Annotated in this window: 16 protein-coding genes, 1 tRNA gene, 2 pseudogenes and 1 riboswitch; of the genes and pseudogenes, 9 read left to right on the forward strand and 10 right to left on the reverse strand. The window is 38.6% G+C overall.

Features of this window, described 5'->3' with window-relative positions:
• Positions 1-185 precede the first annotated feature (185 nt).
• The 4 genes from DJ533_RS05450 to DJ533_RS05465 form a co-directional block, all read right to left on the reverse strand.
• The gene (locus DJ533_RS05450; RefSeq protein ID WP_065994283.1) at positions 186-884 is read right to left on the reverse strand and encodes a DsbC family protein; all 699 of its coding nucleotides are present in this window, start codon (positions 882-884) and stop codon (positions 186-188) included.
• Positions 885-980: 96 nt separating this feature from the next.
• The gene (locus DJ533_RS05455; RefSeq protein WP_065994284.1) at positions 981-1,292 is read right to left on the reverse strand and encodes a low molecular weight protein tyrosine phosphatase family protein; all 312 of its coding nucleotides are present in this window, start codon (positions 1,290-1,292) and stop codon (positions 981-983) included.
• Between the two features lie 57 nt (positions 1,293-1,349).
• A complete protein-coding gene (locus DJ533_RS05460; RefSeq protein ID WP_065994285.1) occupies positions 1,350-1,928 on the reverse strand; it encodes a cob(I)yrinic acid a,c-diamide adenosyltransferase in 579 nt (192 codons plus the stop codon).
• Positions 1,929-2,036: 108 nt separating this feature from the next.
• The gene (locus tag DJ533_RS05465; RefSeq protein WP_065994286.1) at positions 2,037-3,908 is read right to left on the reverse strand and encodes a TonB-dependent receptor plug domain-containing protein; all 1,872 of its coding nucleotides are present in this window, start codon (positions 3,906-3,908) and stop codon (positions 2,037-2,039) included.
• A 36-nt stretch (positions 3,909-3,944) separates the two neighbouring features.
• Positions 3,945-4,149: riboswitch (cobalamin riboswitch) on the reverse strand.
• 50 nt (positions 4,150-4,199) lie between these two features.
• On the opposite strand from DJ533_RS05465, the gene DJ533_RS05470 reads away from it, so the two are divergent.
• The 8 genes and pseudogenes from DJ533_RS05470 to DJ533_RS05505 all read left to right on the forward strand — a co-directional run bounded on the left by DJ533_RS05470 (position 4,200) and on the right by DJ533_RS05505 (position 11,460).
• Entirely contained in the window at positions 4,200-4,421 is a 222-nt protein-coding gene (locus DJ533_RS05470) for a hypothetical protein (RefSeq protein WP_065994287.1), read from the forward strand.
• Between the two features lie 109 nt (positions 4,422-4,530).
• A complete protein-coding gene (locus tag DJ533_RS05475; protein ID WP_065994368.1) occupies positions 4,531-5,172 on the forward strand; it encodes a phosphoribosylanthranilate isomerase in 642 nt (213 codons plus the stop codon).
• Complete coding sequence (gene trpB, locus DJ533_RS05480) at positions 5,156-6,409, forward strand: tryptophan synthase subunit beta (protein WP_065994288.1); 1,254 nt, start codon at positions 5,156-5,158, stop codon at positions 6,407-6,409. Before DJ533_RS05475 ends, trpB begins: the two co-directional genes overlap by 17 nt.
• Positions 6,410-6,611: 202 nt before the next feature.
• Positions 6,612-7,337: a CPBP family intramembrane glutamic endopeptidase gene (locus DJ533_RS05485; RefSeq protein ID WP_065994289.1), complete on the forward strand. Its 726-nt coding sequence runs from the start codon at positions 6,612-6,614 to the stop codon at positions 7,335-7,337.
• A gap of 9 nt (positions 7,338-7,346) precedes the next feature.
• Positions 7,347-7,856 (forward strand): annotated as a pseudogene (locus tag DJ533_RS05490) (DUF1543 domain-containing protein).
• Between the two features lie 231 nt (positions 7,857-8,087).
• On the forward strand, positions 8,088-9,731 hold the full coding sequence (locus DJ533_RS05495) for a nitrite/sulfite reductase (RefSeq protein ID WP_065994290.1): 1,644 nt from the start codon (positions 8,088-8,090) through the stop codon (positions 9,729-9,731).
• A complete protein-coding gene (locus DJ533_RS05500) occupies positions 9,724-10,209 on the forward strand; it encodes a DUF934 domain-containing protein (protein ID WP_065994291.1) in 486 nt (161 codons plus the stop codon). The genes DJ533_RS05495 and DJ533_RS05500 overlap by 8 nt, the downstream gene beginning before the upstream one ends.
• 264 nt (positions 10,210-10,473) lie before the next feature.
• Entirely contained in the window at positions 10,474-11,460 is a 987-nt protein-coding gene (locus DJ533_RS05505; RefSeq protein WP_065994292.1) for a diaminopimelate dehydrogenase, read from the forward strand.
• Positions 11,461-11,627: 167 nt separating this feature from the next.
• Here the strand turns inward: DJ533_RS05505 and DJ533_RS18870 are convergent.
• From DJ533_RS18870 to DJ533_RS05535, 6 genes and pseudogenes are all read right to left on the reverse strand, one after another.
• Positions 11,628-12,051, reverse strand: a pseudogene (locus DJ533_RS18870) (VOC family protein); the annotation flags it as partial.
• A gap of 155 nt (positions 12,052-12,206) precedes the next feature.
• On the reverse strand, positions 12,207-13,190 hold the full coding sequence (gene secF, locus DJ533_RS05515) for a protein translocase subunit SecF (protein WP_089024791.1): 984 nt from the start codon (positions 13,188-13,190) through the stop codon (positions 12,207-12,209).
• 7 nt (positions 13,191-13,197) lie between these two features.
• Positions 13,198-15,096 carry a protein translocase subunit SecD gene (secD, locus tag DJ533_RS05520; RefSeq protein ID WP_065994294.1) on the reverse strand — a complete coding sequence of 633 codons (1,899 nt, stop codon included), beginning with the start codon at positions 15,094-15,096 and terminating at the stop codon, positions 13,198-13,200.
• Positions 15,097-15,147: 51 nt separating this feature from the next.
• On the reverse strand, positions 15,148-15,477 hold the full coding sequence (gene yajC / locus DJ533_RS05525) for a preprotein translocase subunit YajC (protein ID WP_065994295.1): 330 nt from the start codon (positions 15,475-15,477) through the stop codon (positions 15,148-15,150).
• Between the two features lie 129 nt (positions 15,478-15,606).
• Positions 15,607-16,737: a tRNA guanosine(34) transglycosylase Tgt gene (tgt, locus tag DJ533_RS05530; protein WP_065994296.1), complete on the reverse strand. Its 1,131-nt coding sequence runs from the start codon at positions 16,735-16,737 to the stop codon at positions 15,607-15,609.
• 261 nt (positions 16,738-16,998) lie between these two features.
• Positions 16,999-17,085, reverse strand: a tRNA-Leu gene (locus DJ533_RS05535).
• 173 nt (positions 17,086-17,258) lie between these two features.
• On the opposite strand from DJ533_RS05535, the gene queA reads away from it, so the two are divergent.
• Positions 17,259-18,296, forward strand: a complete 1,038-nt coding sequence (gene queA / locus DJ533_RS05540; RefSeq protein ID WP_065994297.1) for a tRNA preQ1(34) S-adenosylmethionine ribosyltransferase-isomerase QueA — start codon at positions 17,259-17,261, stop codon at positions 18,294-18,296.
• Positions 18,297-18,391: the final 95 nt, after the last annotated feature.

Here is an 18,391-nt window from a genome sequence, read left to right on the forward strand (position 1 = left end):
CAATTCTTAAAATAAAAGTTTATGAAGGTTTTACAGTAAAAATAGTCAATAAAAATAGGGATTCGTGAAATTTTTTTTCACAGCGGTTGATTTAAATATAACTGAAAAAATAAGCTTGGAAAATTGTATTTTGGTTCTCAACATGGATGGTGAATGTATTGCGAATATTCACCATCCTGACTATTTTATTTTAAAACTTTTTCTAATTCTTCTGCACTACGAATACCTGAAATTCGTGTACCATCTTTTAAGAAAAGGGTCGGTGTGCCACTGATATCAAATTGTTTGCCTAAGGCTGAAATTTGGGGAATAGGTGAGGCGCAATTGCTGATTTTATTCGGCTGCTTTTTATTCAGCGTATAATCAAGCCATGCCTGATATGGGGTTTTTGAGCACCAAATTTGGTTGGAAATATTAACGGCATTTGGATGTAAAGATGGGATCGGATATAAAAATAAATATACGGTTAGGTTATCAATTTTTTGTAGTTCATGTTCAAGTTTTTGGCAATACGGACAGTCAGGATCACTGAATAAATAGATCACCCGTTCGCCTTTGCCTTTTACATGCTTAATGGCTTGATCTAAAGGCAGCTTTGCCACCTCAACTTTACTTAACGTTTGCATACTTTCTTCAGTTAAGTTTTTTTGTTGTTTTAAATCAATTAAATTTCCAACAAAAAAGTATTTTGCTTCATTAGTTGTATAGACAATACGCCCACCCATATACACTTCGTAAATATCTTTAACTGGGGATGTCTTAACGGATTTAACAGGAATGTCTGGAAAGTTTTGTTTAAGGTTTTGTTCAACGGTTTTAATGTCTGCGTGGCTTGTAGTGAGCGCAAAAAAACTAAGAGAAAGGGCAGTGAACCATGTTTTCATGATAAAGCTCGAAAAAAATATTGGCTTTATATTGGCGAATTTATCTAAAAAAATATAGCTCAATCCTGTAATTGCATCTCAAAAGATGATTGAAATTTATTCTCCTAAATAGGGCGGTACAACATCTTGCAAAAGTGCGATCAGTGCTTCATCCATATAATGATAATCATCAGGGATATCAAGCACGATAATCTTTTTGTGTTGTAGTTGTTGAGGAAATTTTTGTTTGTGTTTTTGTTCCATTACAGAAATCAGGTCTGTCCCTGCGACATCTTTGCTCGAAATGCTATGTTTGGCATGGCGGCTTGTGCCTGCGGAACGAGTGCGAATGCCATAGTCCACTGCAAAGACTCGCTCAGCAGTAGGACTGCGCCATTGATTACGGCTACAAATAAATAGCGTGTTAATGTTAGTTTCTTGATGAATTAAATTTTGAAGAAAAAGTCTACTTACCTACTGATCGCTTTAAATCGTTTCATTAATATTCTTTTGCCATAGCACTTCAGTACCCCCCTCAGCACGTTGTAATGTACGTGAAGCCACAAAGAACCAATCAGACAAACGGTTGAGGAGTTGTAAAGCTGTAGCTTGAATATTTTGATCGCGTGTATGCACAGTCATTAAACTTCTTTCTGCACGGCGACATACAGCACGTGCTTGATGTGTATAACTACACACGATCGTCCCTGATGGTAAAATAAAGTCTATTAGCATCGGAAGGTCTTCATTCATACGGTCAATTTCTTCTTCAAGAAATTTTACACAAATGGGTTGTAGTAAGTTGTAATTAGGAATACAAACTTCACCGCCTAGATCAAACAACCAGTGTTGAATCAAGCTTAAAGATTTATCCCATTCTGCTTTATTCTCAATTGTGCTCAGCGCAATCTGAGAACGTAATACACCTACGATCGAGTTGAGCTCATCGACATCACCTAGGGCAGTAATGCGTAAGTCATCTTTGGCCACACGTGAGCCATCGCCCAAACCTGTTGTACCAGCATCTCCTGTACGGGTATAAATTTTACTTAAACGATGTCCCATGATGAATCCTTGAAAGTTTTATAAATTTTAAATCAACTGTTAAATTAAAAAGGATAATGCCTAGTACTGACATTATCCGCAAAATCTTATGTACTTGAATGCTGCATTTTAGTATTTAAATGTCACACCAGCAGAGGCTAGACGACCACCATCCACATAGTAAATGCCAGGGTTATAGGATGCTGTTTTGTATGTTACATCCCCGACATTTTCAATGTTGGCAAAGACTTTTACATTGGGATGTACATTCCAGTAACCGTTGAGGTCAACAGTGGCATAACCAGGGGTTTCTTGTAAGTAGTCTTTTGCTTTTGATTTTGCTGAAAATGACGCACTGATTCCATACACTTCATTTTGTAAACCTGTGGTGAAGGTTAAGCTGCGACGTGGGCGACGGGTGAGTTCTTGATCTGTATCGTCATTCATGGCTTTGACGTAGTTAAATGCTGTCTTGAAGAAGAGTTCATCTTCTTGCCATTTTGCGTACCATTCACCGCCTTGCATTGAGGCTTTATCAATATTGATATTTTGATAAATTGGGAAAGTATTCACCCAATCGCCATCACATACAGCCACACATTTAGATTCAATTAAATGATCGATTTTGGTGTAATACGCTGAAATACCTGTAGAGATATTATGGTTCAGCTTTTGATCGATACCGATTTCATAAGAAATACTTTCTTCTGGATCAAGTGCGGGATTGCCACCATAGCCATACATGTCATTTAAAGTCGGTGCTTTAAATGCTGTACCTACATTGGCATAGATGCTGGTTGTTGGCAGGAGTTGATAACGAATCGCAGCTTGCGCTACCGTATGAGAGCCATATTTTTCATTGTCTTCAACTCGTACACCTAGCTGGGTATTTAAACCATTGTCATTGTTGAGTTGGTGCTGAATGAAATAACCTGTAGAGTCAACATTTTCATCGTAAGGTGAGCCGTAAGACAGTACATCACCTGTTAGTTTTTGATGTGTGACACCCACTAAAATATTTTGATGAGGTGTAAACTTCCAACGTGCGTTGAGTTCAGCTTCTTGTGTCGTGCTTTCTACAAAGTCAGCAGATTGATTTTGCTGAATGTCATCTTTAAATTGTGACAAGCGTGTATTTAGTTCCAGACTGTCCGTCACATTTAAACGACTGCGCAAATTGATAATTTCATTTTTAAAATCTTGGGAAATTAATGAACCATCATTACGATAAGCATCGTAATAACTGTTCCCTTCATTTTGGTTATAATCTAATGAAACCGCATAGTCCTTTTTGTCGACACCAAATTTAGCACTAAAGCCTTTTTGCTCATAAGACGCGGGTTGAATATTTGCACCTTTAAGATCGGTGATTTTAGAACCATCGGTTTCTAGGCGTTGTCCACGAATTTGAGCATAAATGCCATCTTCATTTAAATCTGCACCTACCACGGCTTTATAAGTAGATTGTTCACCGATTTCGCCGGTAACAAAAGCCCCCGTTTTTTTAGGTGTTTTAGAAATAATTTGAACAACCCCACCAATAGCATCTGTTCCATATAAAACAGAAGCAGGTCCTTTGAGGACTTCAATTTGTTTAATGTCAGTGGTATCTAAAAATGACAATGATGCTGCACCTGTCGATGCTGTATTTAAGCGTGCGCCATCACGTAAAATCAGTGCATGTTCAGAGTTTGTGCCACGAATAAAAATAGAAGCTGTTTGACCAAAACCACCACTTTGCACCATGTTAATTGCTGCATCATTCATGAGTAAATGCGGTAATTCAGCAATTGGAGATTGGGCAACGATTTGTGGAGAAATAATATCAATACGGGCAGGGACATCCTCAATTTTTGTTTCAGAACGTGTCGCTGTAATCACCACAGGCGCTAAGGTGACAATATCCGCAGATGCTTGAGTTTCTGCAAAAGTAGAACAACTAAACCCCATCGCAACAGCGATTGCACCTACAAGTGTTGTAGGTTTAAAAAAAGTAGACATGATATGCTCCATACATTCACCCCACGTGAATGATTGAGTTGAGAGGCACAACAAGCTGGTATCCGGACTTAAATATAGAATGTTTGACATTCCTCTTATTTCTACCTTCCCATACTGCAGTACAGTGGCTTAAATTAAAATTTAAACGAAATAAGATTCTTTATTACCGTTGCGGGGGCAGTGTTGGATTTGCACCAACTTCCCAGAGCCGAAGCTATAGACTTGTTGTCTTTGCGCGCAGTATAAAGTTAGATGTTGAATTAGACAATCTAAAAAAAGAGCAAGAAAAAGATGAAAGAATTTATCTTTGAAAATGGTGCAAAAGAAACTATAACTGTGATTGTGGAGCCATGGGCAATAGAACTTGAAATTCAACCAAACTCAAAAGTTTTAATCAAAGATGATCAAGGTGAAATACTTGATTTTGAGATGAAGTATTTCATAAAAGGTGTAATTTTTTATTGTAATAATAGTGCAATATCGGTTTATGAGAACGATAAGAAAATATTTTAATTATAAACTGAACAACAAATCGGACAGGATTAAAAAAATTGCATTACAATGACTGCGCTAAAATAGAGACAATATCTATTTTATAAAAATGGAATTAGAGTTAAAAACTATGCGAACGCGTGCCAAAATTTGTGGAATCACCCGTACAGAAGATATTTATGCAGCAGTCAATGCTGGTGTGGATGCGATTGGTTTTGTATTTTATGCACCGAGTCCACGTGCTGTAAGCATTGAACAAGCGAGAGTGTTAGCACAGCATATTCCTGCTTATGTCAGCATTGTGGGTTTATTTGTCAATGCAACCAGTGATGAAATCGCACAAGTTTTGGCAGAGGTTTCACTGGATATTTTACAATTTCATGGCGATGAAACAGCAACACAATGCCAAAAAATTGCGCAAGAAAATAAACGCCGTTGGTATAAAGCCATCCAAGTCAAAGCTGATTTAGATGTGATTGCAGAGATTAAGCAATATCAACAAGCAGGTGCAAGTGCTATGCTGTTAGATGCATGGCATCCTGAACTTAAAGGTGGAACAGGGCATTGCTTTGATTGGGAAAAATTTCCAAAACTCGATATTCCTTTGATTTTGGCTGGTGGCTTAACACCTGAAAATATTGAAGCTGCGATCAAGACAACGGGTGCTTATGCTGTCGATGTCAGTGGCGGTGTAGAGTTCGCAAAAGGTATAAAAGACCAACAACTTATTCAACAGTTTATGCAAGGAGTCCAACGTGGATCAGCACAGTAATCAACAAAATGATTTACAAGATCAAGTGATTGACTATACCCAATTTCCTGATGCAAAAGGACATTTTGGTATCCATGGTGGACGTTTTGTATCAGAAACTTTGATGGCGGCTTTAGAAGATTTAGAAAATCTTTATAACCGTATGAAAACGGATGAAAAGTTTTTAGCAGAGTTTGATCGTGATTTAGCGTATTACGTGGGACGTCCTAGTCCTTTATATTATGCTGAGCGTTGGTCAAAAGAGTTAGGTGGTGCACAAATTTACCTGAAACGTGAAGACCTCAATCATACAGGTTCACACAAAGTAAATAACACCATTGGGCAAGCATTGTTGGCAAAACTTTCAGGTAAAAAACGTATTATTGCTGAAACAGGTGCTGGTCAACATGGTGTGGCAACAGCGACCATCGCAGCACGTTTAGGTATGGAATGTGTCGTATACATGGGCGCAGAAGATGTCAAACGTCAAGCCATGAATGTGTACCGTATGCGTTTGTTGGGTGCGAAAGTTGTACCTGTTGAAAGTGGTTCGAAAACCTTAAAAGATGCCCTAAACGAAGCGATGCGTGACTGGGTGACTAATGTTGATTCAACTTACTATGTGATCGGTACAGTTGCAGGTCCACACCCTTATCCACAATTGGTACGCGATTTCCAATCGATCATTGGACGTGAAGCACGTAAGCAAATCTTAGAGCAAGCAGGGCGCTTACCTGATGCGCTTGTGGCTTGTGTTGGTGGGGGTTCAAATGCGATGGGTTTGTTCTATCCATTTTTAAATGATCAAGATGTGAAAATCTATGGTGTTGAAGCAGCAGGTTACGGTATTGAAACAGGCAAACATTCAGCGCCGTTAAATGCAGGGCATGTCGGTGTATTGCATGGCAACCGTACATATCTCATGTCGGATGAACAAGGTCAGATTATTGAAACACATTCAATTTCAGCAGGTTTGGACTATCCGGGTGTAGGTCCTGAGCATAGTTTCTTAAAAGACATGCAGCGTGTAGATTATGTACCGATTAACGATACGGAAGCATTACAAGGTTTCCGTGATTTAACCCAAATTGAAGGGATTATTCCTGCACTAGAAAGCTCCCATGCGATGGCATACGTGACTAAACTTGCACCGACCATGTCCAAAGATCAAATCATTATTGCGACGGTTTCAGGTCGTGGTGATAAAGATTTGATGACTGTTGCTCGTATTGATGGTGTGGAAATGGTTGAGATGTAATAGCCTTGACTAAGCCCTCTCCTTGGGAGAGGGTTGGGTGAGGGGGAATGACTTTTATTTTAATAACAGGTGTTACGCACTTTTTAATGAGTGGATTTTTTCTAATAATCATAAGTATAAAATCATAGATTGACAAAAACACTGTAGAGTTTTATGTGAAATATATCACAATAGCTTTTCTATCAGATTCAATACGATTTTCATGGCTTCATTTTTAACTTTGGTTCGTGCTGAACAATTTCCACAGAAAATACAATGGAATATTCGGGACACTTTTGCTGTTTTACTATTGCCTTTTATTTTTCTAAATAGTTTGATTTTCCAACATTTTCATTTTTCTCATGTTGAAATGGGCATTGCGGATAGTCTTTTTCGAGGCATTTTATTTGGCATGGTATGTGTGTTGTATAAAACCATGTTGTATGAACATTGGCAAAAGTATAAAGCAGCTTTTTGGCGTTCAAGTTTATTGGTTTTGGTTGGCGCTGTTATTTTACAAATTGTGATTAGTGTAACACGGGCAATTTTACCGATTTCGACCTCATCAGATATTGAAAATACGGTTATTCCACCTGAATCTGTGCCATTTTTGAGTTTATTGTTGATCAGCTTAAGTCCACTGTTTACCGCTTTACTCGAAGATATTGTTTTTCGCTATACCTTATTACACAAGCTTTTTATTCCCAATTCTTTATGGCGTATTGTTATTTTATTGCTCAATTCCATCATTTTTGGTCTGATTCATTTTTATAATTTTGATGGCAATTTTATTGCAACCATTAGTTTTATGGCAGCAGGATTATTTTTAAACTTAATTTATTTGTGGACACGCAATATTTGGCATGTGTTACTCATTCATTTTCTCAATAATGCAGTATTATCTGTCGGTGGATTGATTTTGCTGCAAATTGTACAAGCTTTAACTTAGAGTGTAGAAATGTCGAGTTTATTTATTGTGATGTTGGGCGGTCGTCATGCACGGGCTAATACTGAAGTCCATGACGTAGTACTTGCTGTTGGTGACTCTCTTGAACAAACCTATCCTCAACTCAAAAATGCATGGTTTGGTGAACCACAAGGCCTACATATTGATGCCTGGGCGAAGTTACAAGGGCTTGAGTTTTAAAATAAAAACTATCAAATTCATTTTACAAATGCAGCGCCTAATCAAGCCGATCAAAAGCTGTGGTTGATCAATTTAGGAGGGTACGATGTGCGTGAATTTGGTGAATTACATCGCTATGTTTTGGTGATTGCACAAAATGCTATGGTTGCCAAAGAAAAAGGAAAGCAATATTTTGCACGTCATTGGCAAAAATTACACACAGATCGTGTTCTTGAAGTAGATGATTGTATTGCGATCGATCATGTTTATGGTCGCTATGTACAATTGGTTGAAGGTGATTTTGAACAAGGACAATGGGAAAATACCTATTTAACGCTTTAAGAATACAGCAATTTTAGTAAATGAGTCTTTATCACTTAATGAGATAAGCAACGAAGAAAAACATCAATACTGTGAATATTATGATGATTTATTCTAAAAGCATTGCTGCTTATGTCTCTGCACAATGCTTATCAGTAAAATCGCTATGAAATATGTAAAAAAAGCATTTCGCTGATAGATCAAATCTCGTTATATTGTGCATCGTTATAATGAAACTACTAGCCGTACGCCATGTATTTATATACTGATTTTGACCAGCAATTGGTGAATGAACGTGTTGCACAATTCCGTGATCAAACGGAACGTTATTTAGCGGGTAAGCTTACTGAAGATGAGTATCGCCCTTTACGTCTACAAAATGGTTTATACGTACAGCGTTATGCACCGATGTTACGTATCGCTGTGCCTTACGGTTTAATGAACTCAAAACAATTACGCAAAGTTGCTGAGTTGGCGCAAGAGTTTGACCGTGGCTATGCGCACGTTTCTACACGTCAGAATATTCAATTTAACTGGCCTGCACTGGAAAATGTGCCTGATATGTTGCAAGAACTCGCAACAGTACAGATGCATGCGATTCAAACCTCTGGTAACTGTATTCGCAACACGACCACTGACCAATATGCAGGTGTGGTTGCAGGCGAAATCGCAGATCCACGTCCGACTTGTGAGTTGATCCGTCAGTGGTCAACGTTCCATCCAGAGTTTGCATTTTTACCACGTAAGTTCAAAATTGCAGTGTCTGCACTTGAAGAAACAGATCGTGCAGCGACATCATTCCACGATATTGGCGTGTATCTAACACGCAATGAAGCGGGTGAACTCGGTTATAAAATCAAAGTCGGTGGCGGTTTAGGTCGTACGCCAATTATTGGTTCTATGATCCGTGAATGGTTACCACGTGAAGATTTAATTGCTTATCTTGAAGCAGTTCTTCGTGTGTATAACTTGCATGGTCGTCGTGACAATAAATATAAAGCGCGTATTAAGATTCTTGTAAAAGCATTAACCCCTGCGGTATTTGCTGAAAAAGTTGAAGCAGAATTTGCACATACCATTAAAACTTTAAAAATTGATGCAGAAACTTTAAAGAAAATGGATGAAGAGTTTACGCCATTTGACTATCAAAACTATGCAGATGAAGATTTTAGTGAGTTGTTTACGCAGCATCCTAAATTTAAACAATGGTTTAATATTAATACCAATGCACACAAAGTTGCAGGTTATCGTATCGTGACGATTTCACTGAAACGTGCAGGTGTTGCACCAGGGGATATGACCACTGAAGAAATGAATTTGATTGCTGATCTTGCAGACAAATATACCTTTGGTGAGCTTCGTACCACGCACGAACAAAACATTTCTTTGGTTGATGTACCACAGAAAGACTTGTTTGAATTGTGGCAAATCCTTGAAAAGAATAATCTTGCTCGTGCACATATTGGTTTTATTACCGATATTATCTGCTGTCCGGGCGGTGATTTCTGTTCATTGGCAAATGCAAAATCAATTCCAATTTCAGAAGCGATTTCACGTCGTTTTGATGACTTAGATACCATTTATAACTTGGGTAAAATTGATCTGAATATTTCAGGTTGTATGAATGCCTGTGGTCACCATCATGTGGGTAATATTGGTATTTTGGGTGTAGATAAAAAAGGTGCTGAATTCTACCAAATCTCTTTAGGTGGAAATGCAGACCATGATGCTTCACTTGGTGACATCTTAGGGCCATCATTCTCAGCTGAAGTGATTCCAGATATTGTGGATGAAATTTTAAATACTTATCTTGATCTTCGTGTTGAGGGTGAAGAATTTATCGAAACGTATCGTCGTGTCGGCATCCAACCATTTAAGGAGCGTGCATATGCTTAATACAGCACTTCAAGTCCTCTCTAAAGATGGCACAATCGCAGATAACACTTATCAAATCATCGGTGAGGATGGTGTGTTGCCACAAGGTGATGTACTGTTGACCGTTGAGCAATTGGATCAAATTAGCAATGTTTCTGGTAAAAAAGCCTTATTTATCACTGTGGATACCTCTCCAGAGGTGAATCAATTTCCACTTGATCAGTTAGATGCGATCTTTATTGATTTTGCAGGCTTTAATGATGGTCGTGGTTATTCATTTGCTGCATTGTTACGTCGCCAAGGCTATCAAGGCGAGCTTCGTGCCACAGGCGATGTTTTTAAAGACGTTTTAAACTACATGAAGCGTTCTGGTTTCGATACTTTTGTGATTAAAGAAGGTAAAGATATTACTGAAGCAGCGGCAGGTTTAGGTGACTTTACCAACCCTTACCAAGCGTCGACGGCGGTTGCACAAGCAAGTTATCAAACAGGTGCTTAAGCCTGTTTGATCACTTAAAGCCTGCATCGAGCAGGCTTTTTTGTTTTTAAAAATGATCAGAAATTTATATATTTTATAATGTTAGCACTGCTCTATTTTAGTGCATAGTCATGTAGAATAAGGTCACCTAAGTTTCAGACTTTAGGATGATTATTTTCGGAATATTCAAAATAAAAGTGAATATCTAATTTTAAAACCTTAGGCATTTACTTTTATTTTTAGTCTTTTATTTCTAGTTTTTTTATTTAATAGTGACATTGTTTTATGCAAAATTCTATTCGTATTGGTATTGCGGGTTATGGCAACCTTGGACGCGGTGTTGAAACTGCGATTCAAAAAAATCCTGATTTACAATTGGTCGGCATTTTCAGCCGTCGTGATCCTGCAACAGTTTCTCCATGCTTTGCTGAAACTCAAGTTTATGCAATGGATTCGCTAAGTGATTTTCAAGATAAAATTGATGTCCTCATTTTGTGTGGTGGCTCAAAAGATGATTTGCCACAACAAGGTCCAATCTTGGCTAGCCTATTCAATACCGTAGACAGTTTTGATACACATGCACGTATTCCTGAATATTTTGCTGCGGTAGATGCGCCTGCTTTGGCAAACAAGAAAACTGCGATGATTTCGATTGGTTGGGATCCTGGTATGTTCTCGATTAACCGTTTATTTGGTGAAGCACTATTACCTGATGGTGAAACTTATACGTTTTGGGGTAAGGGTTTGAGCCAAGGGCATTCTGATGCGATTCGTCGTGTAGAGGGTGTGAAAGCGGGCGTGCAATATACCATTCCTTCAAATGATGCGATTGAAAAAGTACGTAGTGGTTCACGTCCAACTTTAACGACCAAAGATAAACATCACCGTGAATGTTATGTGTTTCTTGCAGAAGGTGCGGATGCAAAAGTGGTTGAGCAAGCGATTGTGACCATGCCTGACTATTTTGCTGACTACAACACCACTGTAAATTTCATTGATGAAGAAACATTGAAAAAAGATCACCAAAAAATGCCACATGGTGGTTTTGTGATTCGTAGTGGAAATACCAGTGATGAGCAAAATCAAGTGGTTGAATTTTCATTGAAACTTGATAGTAACCCTGAATTTACAGCGAGTGTGTTGGTTGCCTATGCACGTGCATGTTATCGCCTAAACCAAATGCAACAGTATGGTGCGAAAACTGCATTTGATGTTGCGCCAGGTTTATTGTCAATGAAATCACCTGAGCAATTACGTAAAGAATTACTTTAAAAGATTGTCTAATACTGAGTAGAAAGCCGAATGAAAATTCGGCTTTTTTATTTTCTTCGTATGGGACTGATTGTTATTTATTAGGTGGTTTTCAAATATTGATCTTTAAATATTTGAAGATAAAAGCAGTCTGATTCAGTACCACTTTTTTATTTAAAAATAGACCTTTAAAGCTGACAGTTTATCATCCATTTAATGCCAAATTGGTCGCTAAAAGTGCCATAAATTGCACCACAGAATGTTTGTTGCAAAGGCATTTCAATTTGACTTCAGATAAAGCTGTAAATAAAAACTCTGCTTCGATCTATTCATCTGCGTCAAGGTTTAATCGAAATATAATGATTTGTACCTAGAATAAAAAGGAATGTTGTTTTGTATACCGAGCTGATCATGGAGATCTGAAGCCATTAAAACTGTAAAACTATTGATTGGAAAAGAAAAGTGTATGATCCTATGACCATCTTGTTCTGATAATTGCCTACTATTTTCAATGGGAAGATCACGATAACGCATGACATTTAAAAACTCTCTACCAAAAACTGATTTATAAAAATTAAAAGCGGCTTGCGTTGTTCTTTGAAAATTAAAATAAAGATAAAAATGAAATGTTGATCAGGCAAGGTTCTTTTTAAGATGAACGCATAAAAAATGAGTGTATTTACATACACTCATCGTTATTAGCTTGTAAGCTAGGTGGATTTAACTGAGTACATTTATCCAGATAAACCATTTTTTAAAACACCGTATTAATGTGGAATCTGTTCTTCATCTTCAAATTCAGGTTTGACCTGAACAATGAAATCTTGACGATTTAGACCACGCCATAAAGCGAAGGCTGTACCGATATAAATCGAAGAATATGTCCCGACAAAAACACCAATACACATTGCTACAGAGAACCATTTTAAACCATCACCACCTAAGAACATCATCGCAAGTACTACGAGTAAGAGCGTCATTGAGGTATGAATGGTACGACGTAAGGTTTCTGTTAATGCTGAGTTCACAACTTCAATGGGGCTTGCACCACGAATTTTACGGAAGTTTTCACGGATACGGTCAGATACTACGATGTTATCGTTGAGTGAGAAACCGATCAATGCAAGGATGGCAGCCAAAACTGTTAAGTCAAATGGCCATTGCATCATTGCAAAAATACCAATGGTCACGATTACGTCATGCAGTAAGGATAATACCGCACCTAAGGCTAATTTAAATTCGAAGCGGATGGTGACATAAACCAGCATCAATAACATTGCTAAAGCGACAGCGCCTGCTGAACGAACATAGAGTTCATTGCCGACTTGTCCACCGACCGAGTCAACTTTATGGACATTTGCAGGGTTATTGGGCAATTGAACTGCTTTGGTTAAAGCATTGTTTAAGTCTTCAACATTAATGTCTTGTACAGGCATACGTACAATCAAATCTTTGTTTGAACCTAAAGTTTGCACCACTGCATCTTTAAAGCCTGCTTTATCTAAAGTACTAATTACTTCGGCTGGTTTTGCTTCGTGTTGATAGTTCAATTCGGCAGAAACACCACCTGTGAAGTCTAAACCGAGATTTAAACCTTTGGTCACGATAAAGAAAATACTTGCGATGGTCAGGATGATGGAAATGATTGCCGCAGGTTTGGCAATCTTCATAAAGTTTATGACTTTTTCATCATCAGGACGACCATACTTTTTGGTTTTTGGCACTTCAGGTTGAGTCACATCAGTCATCATTGATCTCCTATATGCTCAACTTTTTCAAGTTGCGTTTTTTACCATAAATGATTTGGACAATTGCACGTGTTACTGTAATCGCAGTAAACATCGAGCAAACGATACCAATCATCAAGGTGACAGCAAAGCCTTTAATCGGACCTGTACCAATCGCAAACAAGATAAAAGCAACCAAGAAAGTGGTTAAGTTCGAGTCAAAAATGGTGTTATATGCTCGATCATAACCTGCCACAATCGCCTGTTTCGGGGAGGCACCCCACCGCATTTCTTCTCGTATTCGTTCACAGATTAGTACGTTAGCATCGACTGCCATACCGATCGTGATTACGATCCCTGCAATCCCAGGTAGGGTAAGGGAGGCGCCAATCCAAGACATGACAGTTAATAGCATGGCAAGGTTAATCACTAACGCTAAGTCAGCAATCACACCAAATACACGGAAGAATACCACCATCCAAATGGCAACAAGGATGAAACCGACTTGGGTAGAAAGTACACCTTTATCGATATTTTCTTGACCAAGACTTGGACCAACCACACGTTCTTCCACAAAGTACATTGGCGCAGCCAAAGCACCTGCACGAAGCATTAGCGCAAGTTCAGCTGCTTCTTGTGGAGAGTCTAAACCAGTGATACGGAACTGTGAGCCAAGTACTGCTTGAATGGTGGCTGCATTAATGACGACAGACTCAGTAAATGGGGTGCGTACTTCAGTTTGTACCCCAGTTGTTGGGTCTGTGATAAATTCAATTTTTTGCTTATTTTCAATAAATAATACTGCCATACGTTTGCCAACAGCATTACGTGTTGCGTCTGCCATGAGCTTACCGCCAGCATTATCCAAAGTAATGTTTACTTCAGCACCGCCAGTATCTTGGCTAAAACCACTTGACGCATTTTGAACACGTTCACCGGTTAAGATACGGTTACGGTTCAAGAGTAACTCTTTGCCGCTGTCTAAAGACTCATAAGCAAATAATTCTGTGCCCGGTGGAACAGCTTGGCCGTTAGATGCACCATTTGGAATGACGTATTGATCATTTAAATCAGACACCAAACGGAACTCTAAGTTTGCAGTACGGCCTAAGACACGTTTTGCTTCAGCAGTATCTTGCACACCCGGTAATTCAACCACGATACGGTTGCTACCTTGACTTTGTACTAAGGCTTCAGCTACACCTAACTCATTAATACGATTACGCAAAGTCGTTAAGTTTTGGTCTAAGGCATAAGACTGAATTTCTTGTTTGGTCGTATCGTTATAGGTGAGTTTTAAGGTAGAACCAGTTTCTGTTGCAAGCGCTTGTTGATTGTACTTATTACCATCACGACGTAAGAAATCCATCGCAGCAGCACGATCATCATTATTGGCAAATAACAAAGTAAGTGTGTTGTTATTTAACGTTAAGCTATTAAATTTAATTTTTTGCTCACGTAAATCACGACGTAAATCGGTTGCAGAGGTTTCCATACGTTGTGCAATTGCTTTATCCATATCTACTTCAAGTAGAAAATGAACACCACCACGTAAGTCTAGACCGAGTTTCATTGGTTTAGCACCAATTTTCTGTAGCCATTCTGGTGTGGTTGGTGCAAGGTTCAGCGCAACAACATATTCATCCCCTAAACCTTTACGCAAAGCTTCTTGGGCTTTGAGCTGGGCATCAGATGAACTTACACGCAACAATGCGGCATTGTTGGTAAAAGTATTGTCATGAGTGGCAATATTGTCACTCTTTAATATTTGCTCTGCTTTTTGTATGACAGACTGATCAATCTGCGTACCAGCCTTGGCACCAGAGATCTGAACAGCAGGTTCATCAGGATACAAACTTGGCAGGGCATATAATGTACTGACCACAAGGACAACCAGGATCAGTAAATATTTCCATGCAGGGTAACGCATTCGCTTTCTTCTTAAAATTAAAAAGTCGTGCGTGGCACGACTACTTTATGATTAAAGGTTATTTAATGTGCCTTCAGGAAGTACTGAAATAACACTTGCACGCTGGATTTTTACTTCATTACCACGGTTGAGTTCAATTACTGCAAAGTCACCGTCAATTTTTGTCACACGACCCATTAAGCCACCTGCAAAAACTACCTCACTGCCTACACCTAAGCTGTCGATCAGTGCACGATGTTCTTTGGCGCGTTTTGCTTGAGGACGCCAGATGAGGAAATAGAAGATTGCAACAAAAACAGCAATCATCAATAAGTTAGCCATCATACTGGGACCTTGTGCAGGCGCATCAGCTGCATGAGCAGCAGAAATAAATAAACTCATTTTAGTTTCCTAAAGTTAAATAACTGGTGTCAAAAACATGACATTTAAACTGACTTGTTCTGCAATTTACATGGTCTTGTGGTTCAGCGCAAATCTTGCTGCATGAAATATGCATCATCATTTTAAGATTTAGTCGACTGGGCAATGTGGGACATCTAAACCACGGCGTTGATAAAAGTCTGCGACGAAATCATCAAAGGTACCATTGTCTAAAGCATCACGAATATCTTGGGTAAAACGTTGGTAATAACGCAAATTGTGGATCGTTCCAAGCATTGAACCTAACATTTCGCCACATTTTTCTAAATGGAATAAATAGGCACGGGTAAAGTTTTTACACGTATAACAATCACAATGTGGATCAAGCGGACTTTGATCATGACGATACTTCGCATTACGAATACGCACTAAACCATCAGTCACGAAATAATGACCATTTCGTGCATTACGGGTGGGCATCACACAATCAAACATATCGACACCACGACGGATTGCTTCAACGATGTCTTCTGGTTTACCCACACCCATCAAATAACGGGGTTTATCTTCTGGCATTTTTGCAGGCAGATAATCCAAAACCTTGATCATTTCTTCTTTAGGTTCACCGACAGATAAACCACCAATGGCAAAACCATCAAAATCAATTTCTTTTAAGCCATTTAAAGACTCATCTCGTAAGTCTTCATACATACCACCTTGGATAATTCCAAACAGTGCATTTTTATTTTTTAAGACATCATGATGATGTGTTTTACAACGTTTTGCCCAGCGTAATGAAAGCTGCAATGATTTTTGCGCTTCTTGATGCGTTGCAGGATAAGGCGTACATTCATCAAAAATCATGACGATATCTGAGTTTAAAGTTTTTTGAATTTCCATAGAAATTTCAGGAGATAAAAATACTTTTGAACCATCAATCGGGGAGCGAAAGGTGACACCCTCTTCTTTGATTTTACGCATCGCACCTAAGCTAAAAACTTGGAAGCCACCAGAGTCGGTTAAAATAGGTTTATCCCATTTAATAAACTCATGCAAACCGCCATGTTCTTGAATCACTTCAAGACCTGGACGTAAGTATAAATGGAAGGTATTGCCTAAAATAATTTGTGCTTGAATTTCTTCAATATCACGCGGCAACATGCCTTTAACCGTTCCATACGTACCAACAGGCATGAATACAGGCGTTTCAACCACGCCATGCGCTAAGGTTAAACGACCACGACGGGCACGCCCCGACTGACCTAATTTTTCAAACTTCATAAATGACCTAAATCTGGCGAAAAAACAGTTCGCTGATTGATTTGCTGCAAAAGGTGGTTATTTTCCCATGTTTTGATGGTGAATTGCTAGTCATGTTAAAGACTAAATATGAATTGAAAATGAATGGAAGACATAAGCTTGCAAATCAATAATCTTAGTTATTTTTAGGATAAAGTATTCTTGTAATTTAAATCATTGATATAATTGTAAATAATAAAAAAGCCTTCAAGGCTTAATGTGCTTGAAGGCTTTTATTTTATATGGTCCCGAGGGTCGGACTCGAACCGACACGTCATCGCTGACAGTGGATTTTGAGTCCACCGCGTCTACCAATTTCACCACCTCGGGAGAGGTTGTGTGGCTATAATAGCGTTTTTCAGCTCATTGTCAATTAAGAATTTTTACATTTGTTTATTTTTAATTCATATGTAATTTTTTTCGATTAAAAATCGGCAATTTCTACGATCAAGCACAAAAAAGACTATACTACACCGAGTTTTATTTCTAATCGTTTGTGTTTTATGCAACTTTCTGACTTTAATTTTGATCTCCCTGATGAGCTGATCGCTCGTTATCCTTTGGAAGCTCGCAGTGCTTCACGTTTATTACATTTAAATGCAGATGGCAGTTATCAAGATCACCATTTCACAGACATTCTAGATCTGTTTGAAGCAGGTGACTTAATGGTGTTAAATGACACGAAGGTGATGAAAGCGCGCTTAAAAGGCAAGCGTGCAACAGGCGGTGCGGTTGAAGTTTTGGTGGAGCGTATTTTCGATCAAACCATTGCACATTGTCATATTAAAGCCAGTAATTCACCTAAGGCAGGTGCAGAATTATTTATGGGTTCAGATGAAGTGAAAGTCACTGTGACAGGTCGCCATGAAAATTTATTTGTAGTTGAGTTTTCGCAACCGATTTTACAAGTTTTGGATGCTTATGGTCAGCTTCCAATTCCACCATATTTTAATCGTGAGGCGGAAGCGATCGACACAGAGCGTTATCAGACGGTATTTAATGATCCGACCAAGCTTGCTAGTGTTGCTGCGCCAACAGCGAGTTTGCATTTCGATGAAGATCTTTTGGCAAAACTTGCACAAAAAGGAGTGAATAAAACCTTTGTGACCTTGCATGTCGGTGCAGGTACATTTTTGCCTGTGCGTACGACGGATATTGAAAATCATATTATGCACAGTGAATGGTGTGAAGTATCGGAAACTGCCGCACAAATGATTCAGGAAACCCAAGCACATGGCAATAAAGTGATTGCCATTGGAACAACGGCAACACGAGCAGTGGAAAGTGCAGCACAAGCGTGTGGTGGAAAGATCGGTGCATGGACAGGGGACACCCAAATTTTTATCTATCCAGGTTATCCGTTCTGTGTTGTGGATCGTTTAATTACCAATTTTCATTTGCCTGAATCTACTTTGCTTATGCTAGTTTCAGCATTGTCGAGCAAAGAAAATATTTTGAAAGCATATCAACATGCGGTAGAAAATAAATATCGCTTTTTTAGTTATGGTGATGCCATGCTGATTGAAAAAACATCTGTTTAACGTGAGTTCGATGAAATATTTTATAATTTCATATAGATAAGGAAAAATCACAACGGAGTCTTATCGATTTTATTTATATTTCAGGATTAACCTTC

This window comes from Acinetobacter defluvii (assembly GCF_001704615.3).
Lineage (GTDB): Bacteria > Pseudomonadota > Gammaproteobacteria > Pseudomonadales > Moraxellaceae > Acinetobacter > Acinetobacter defluvii.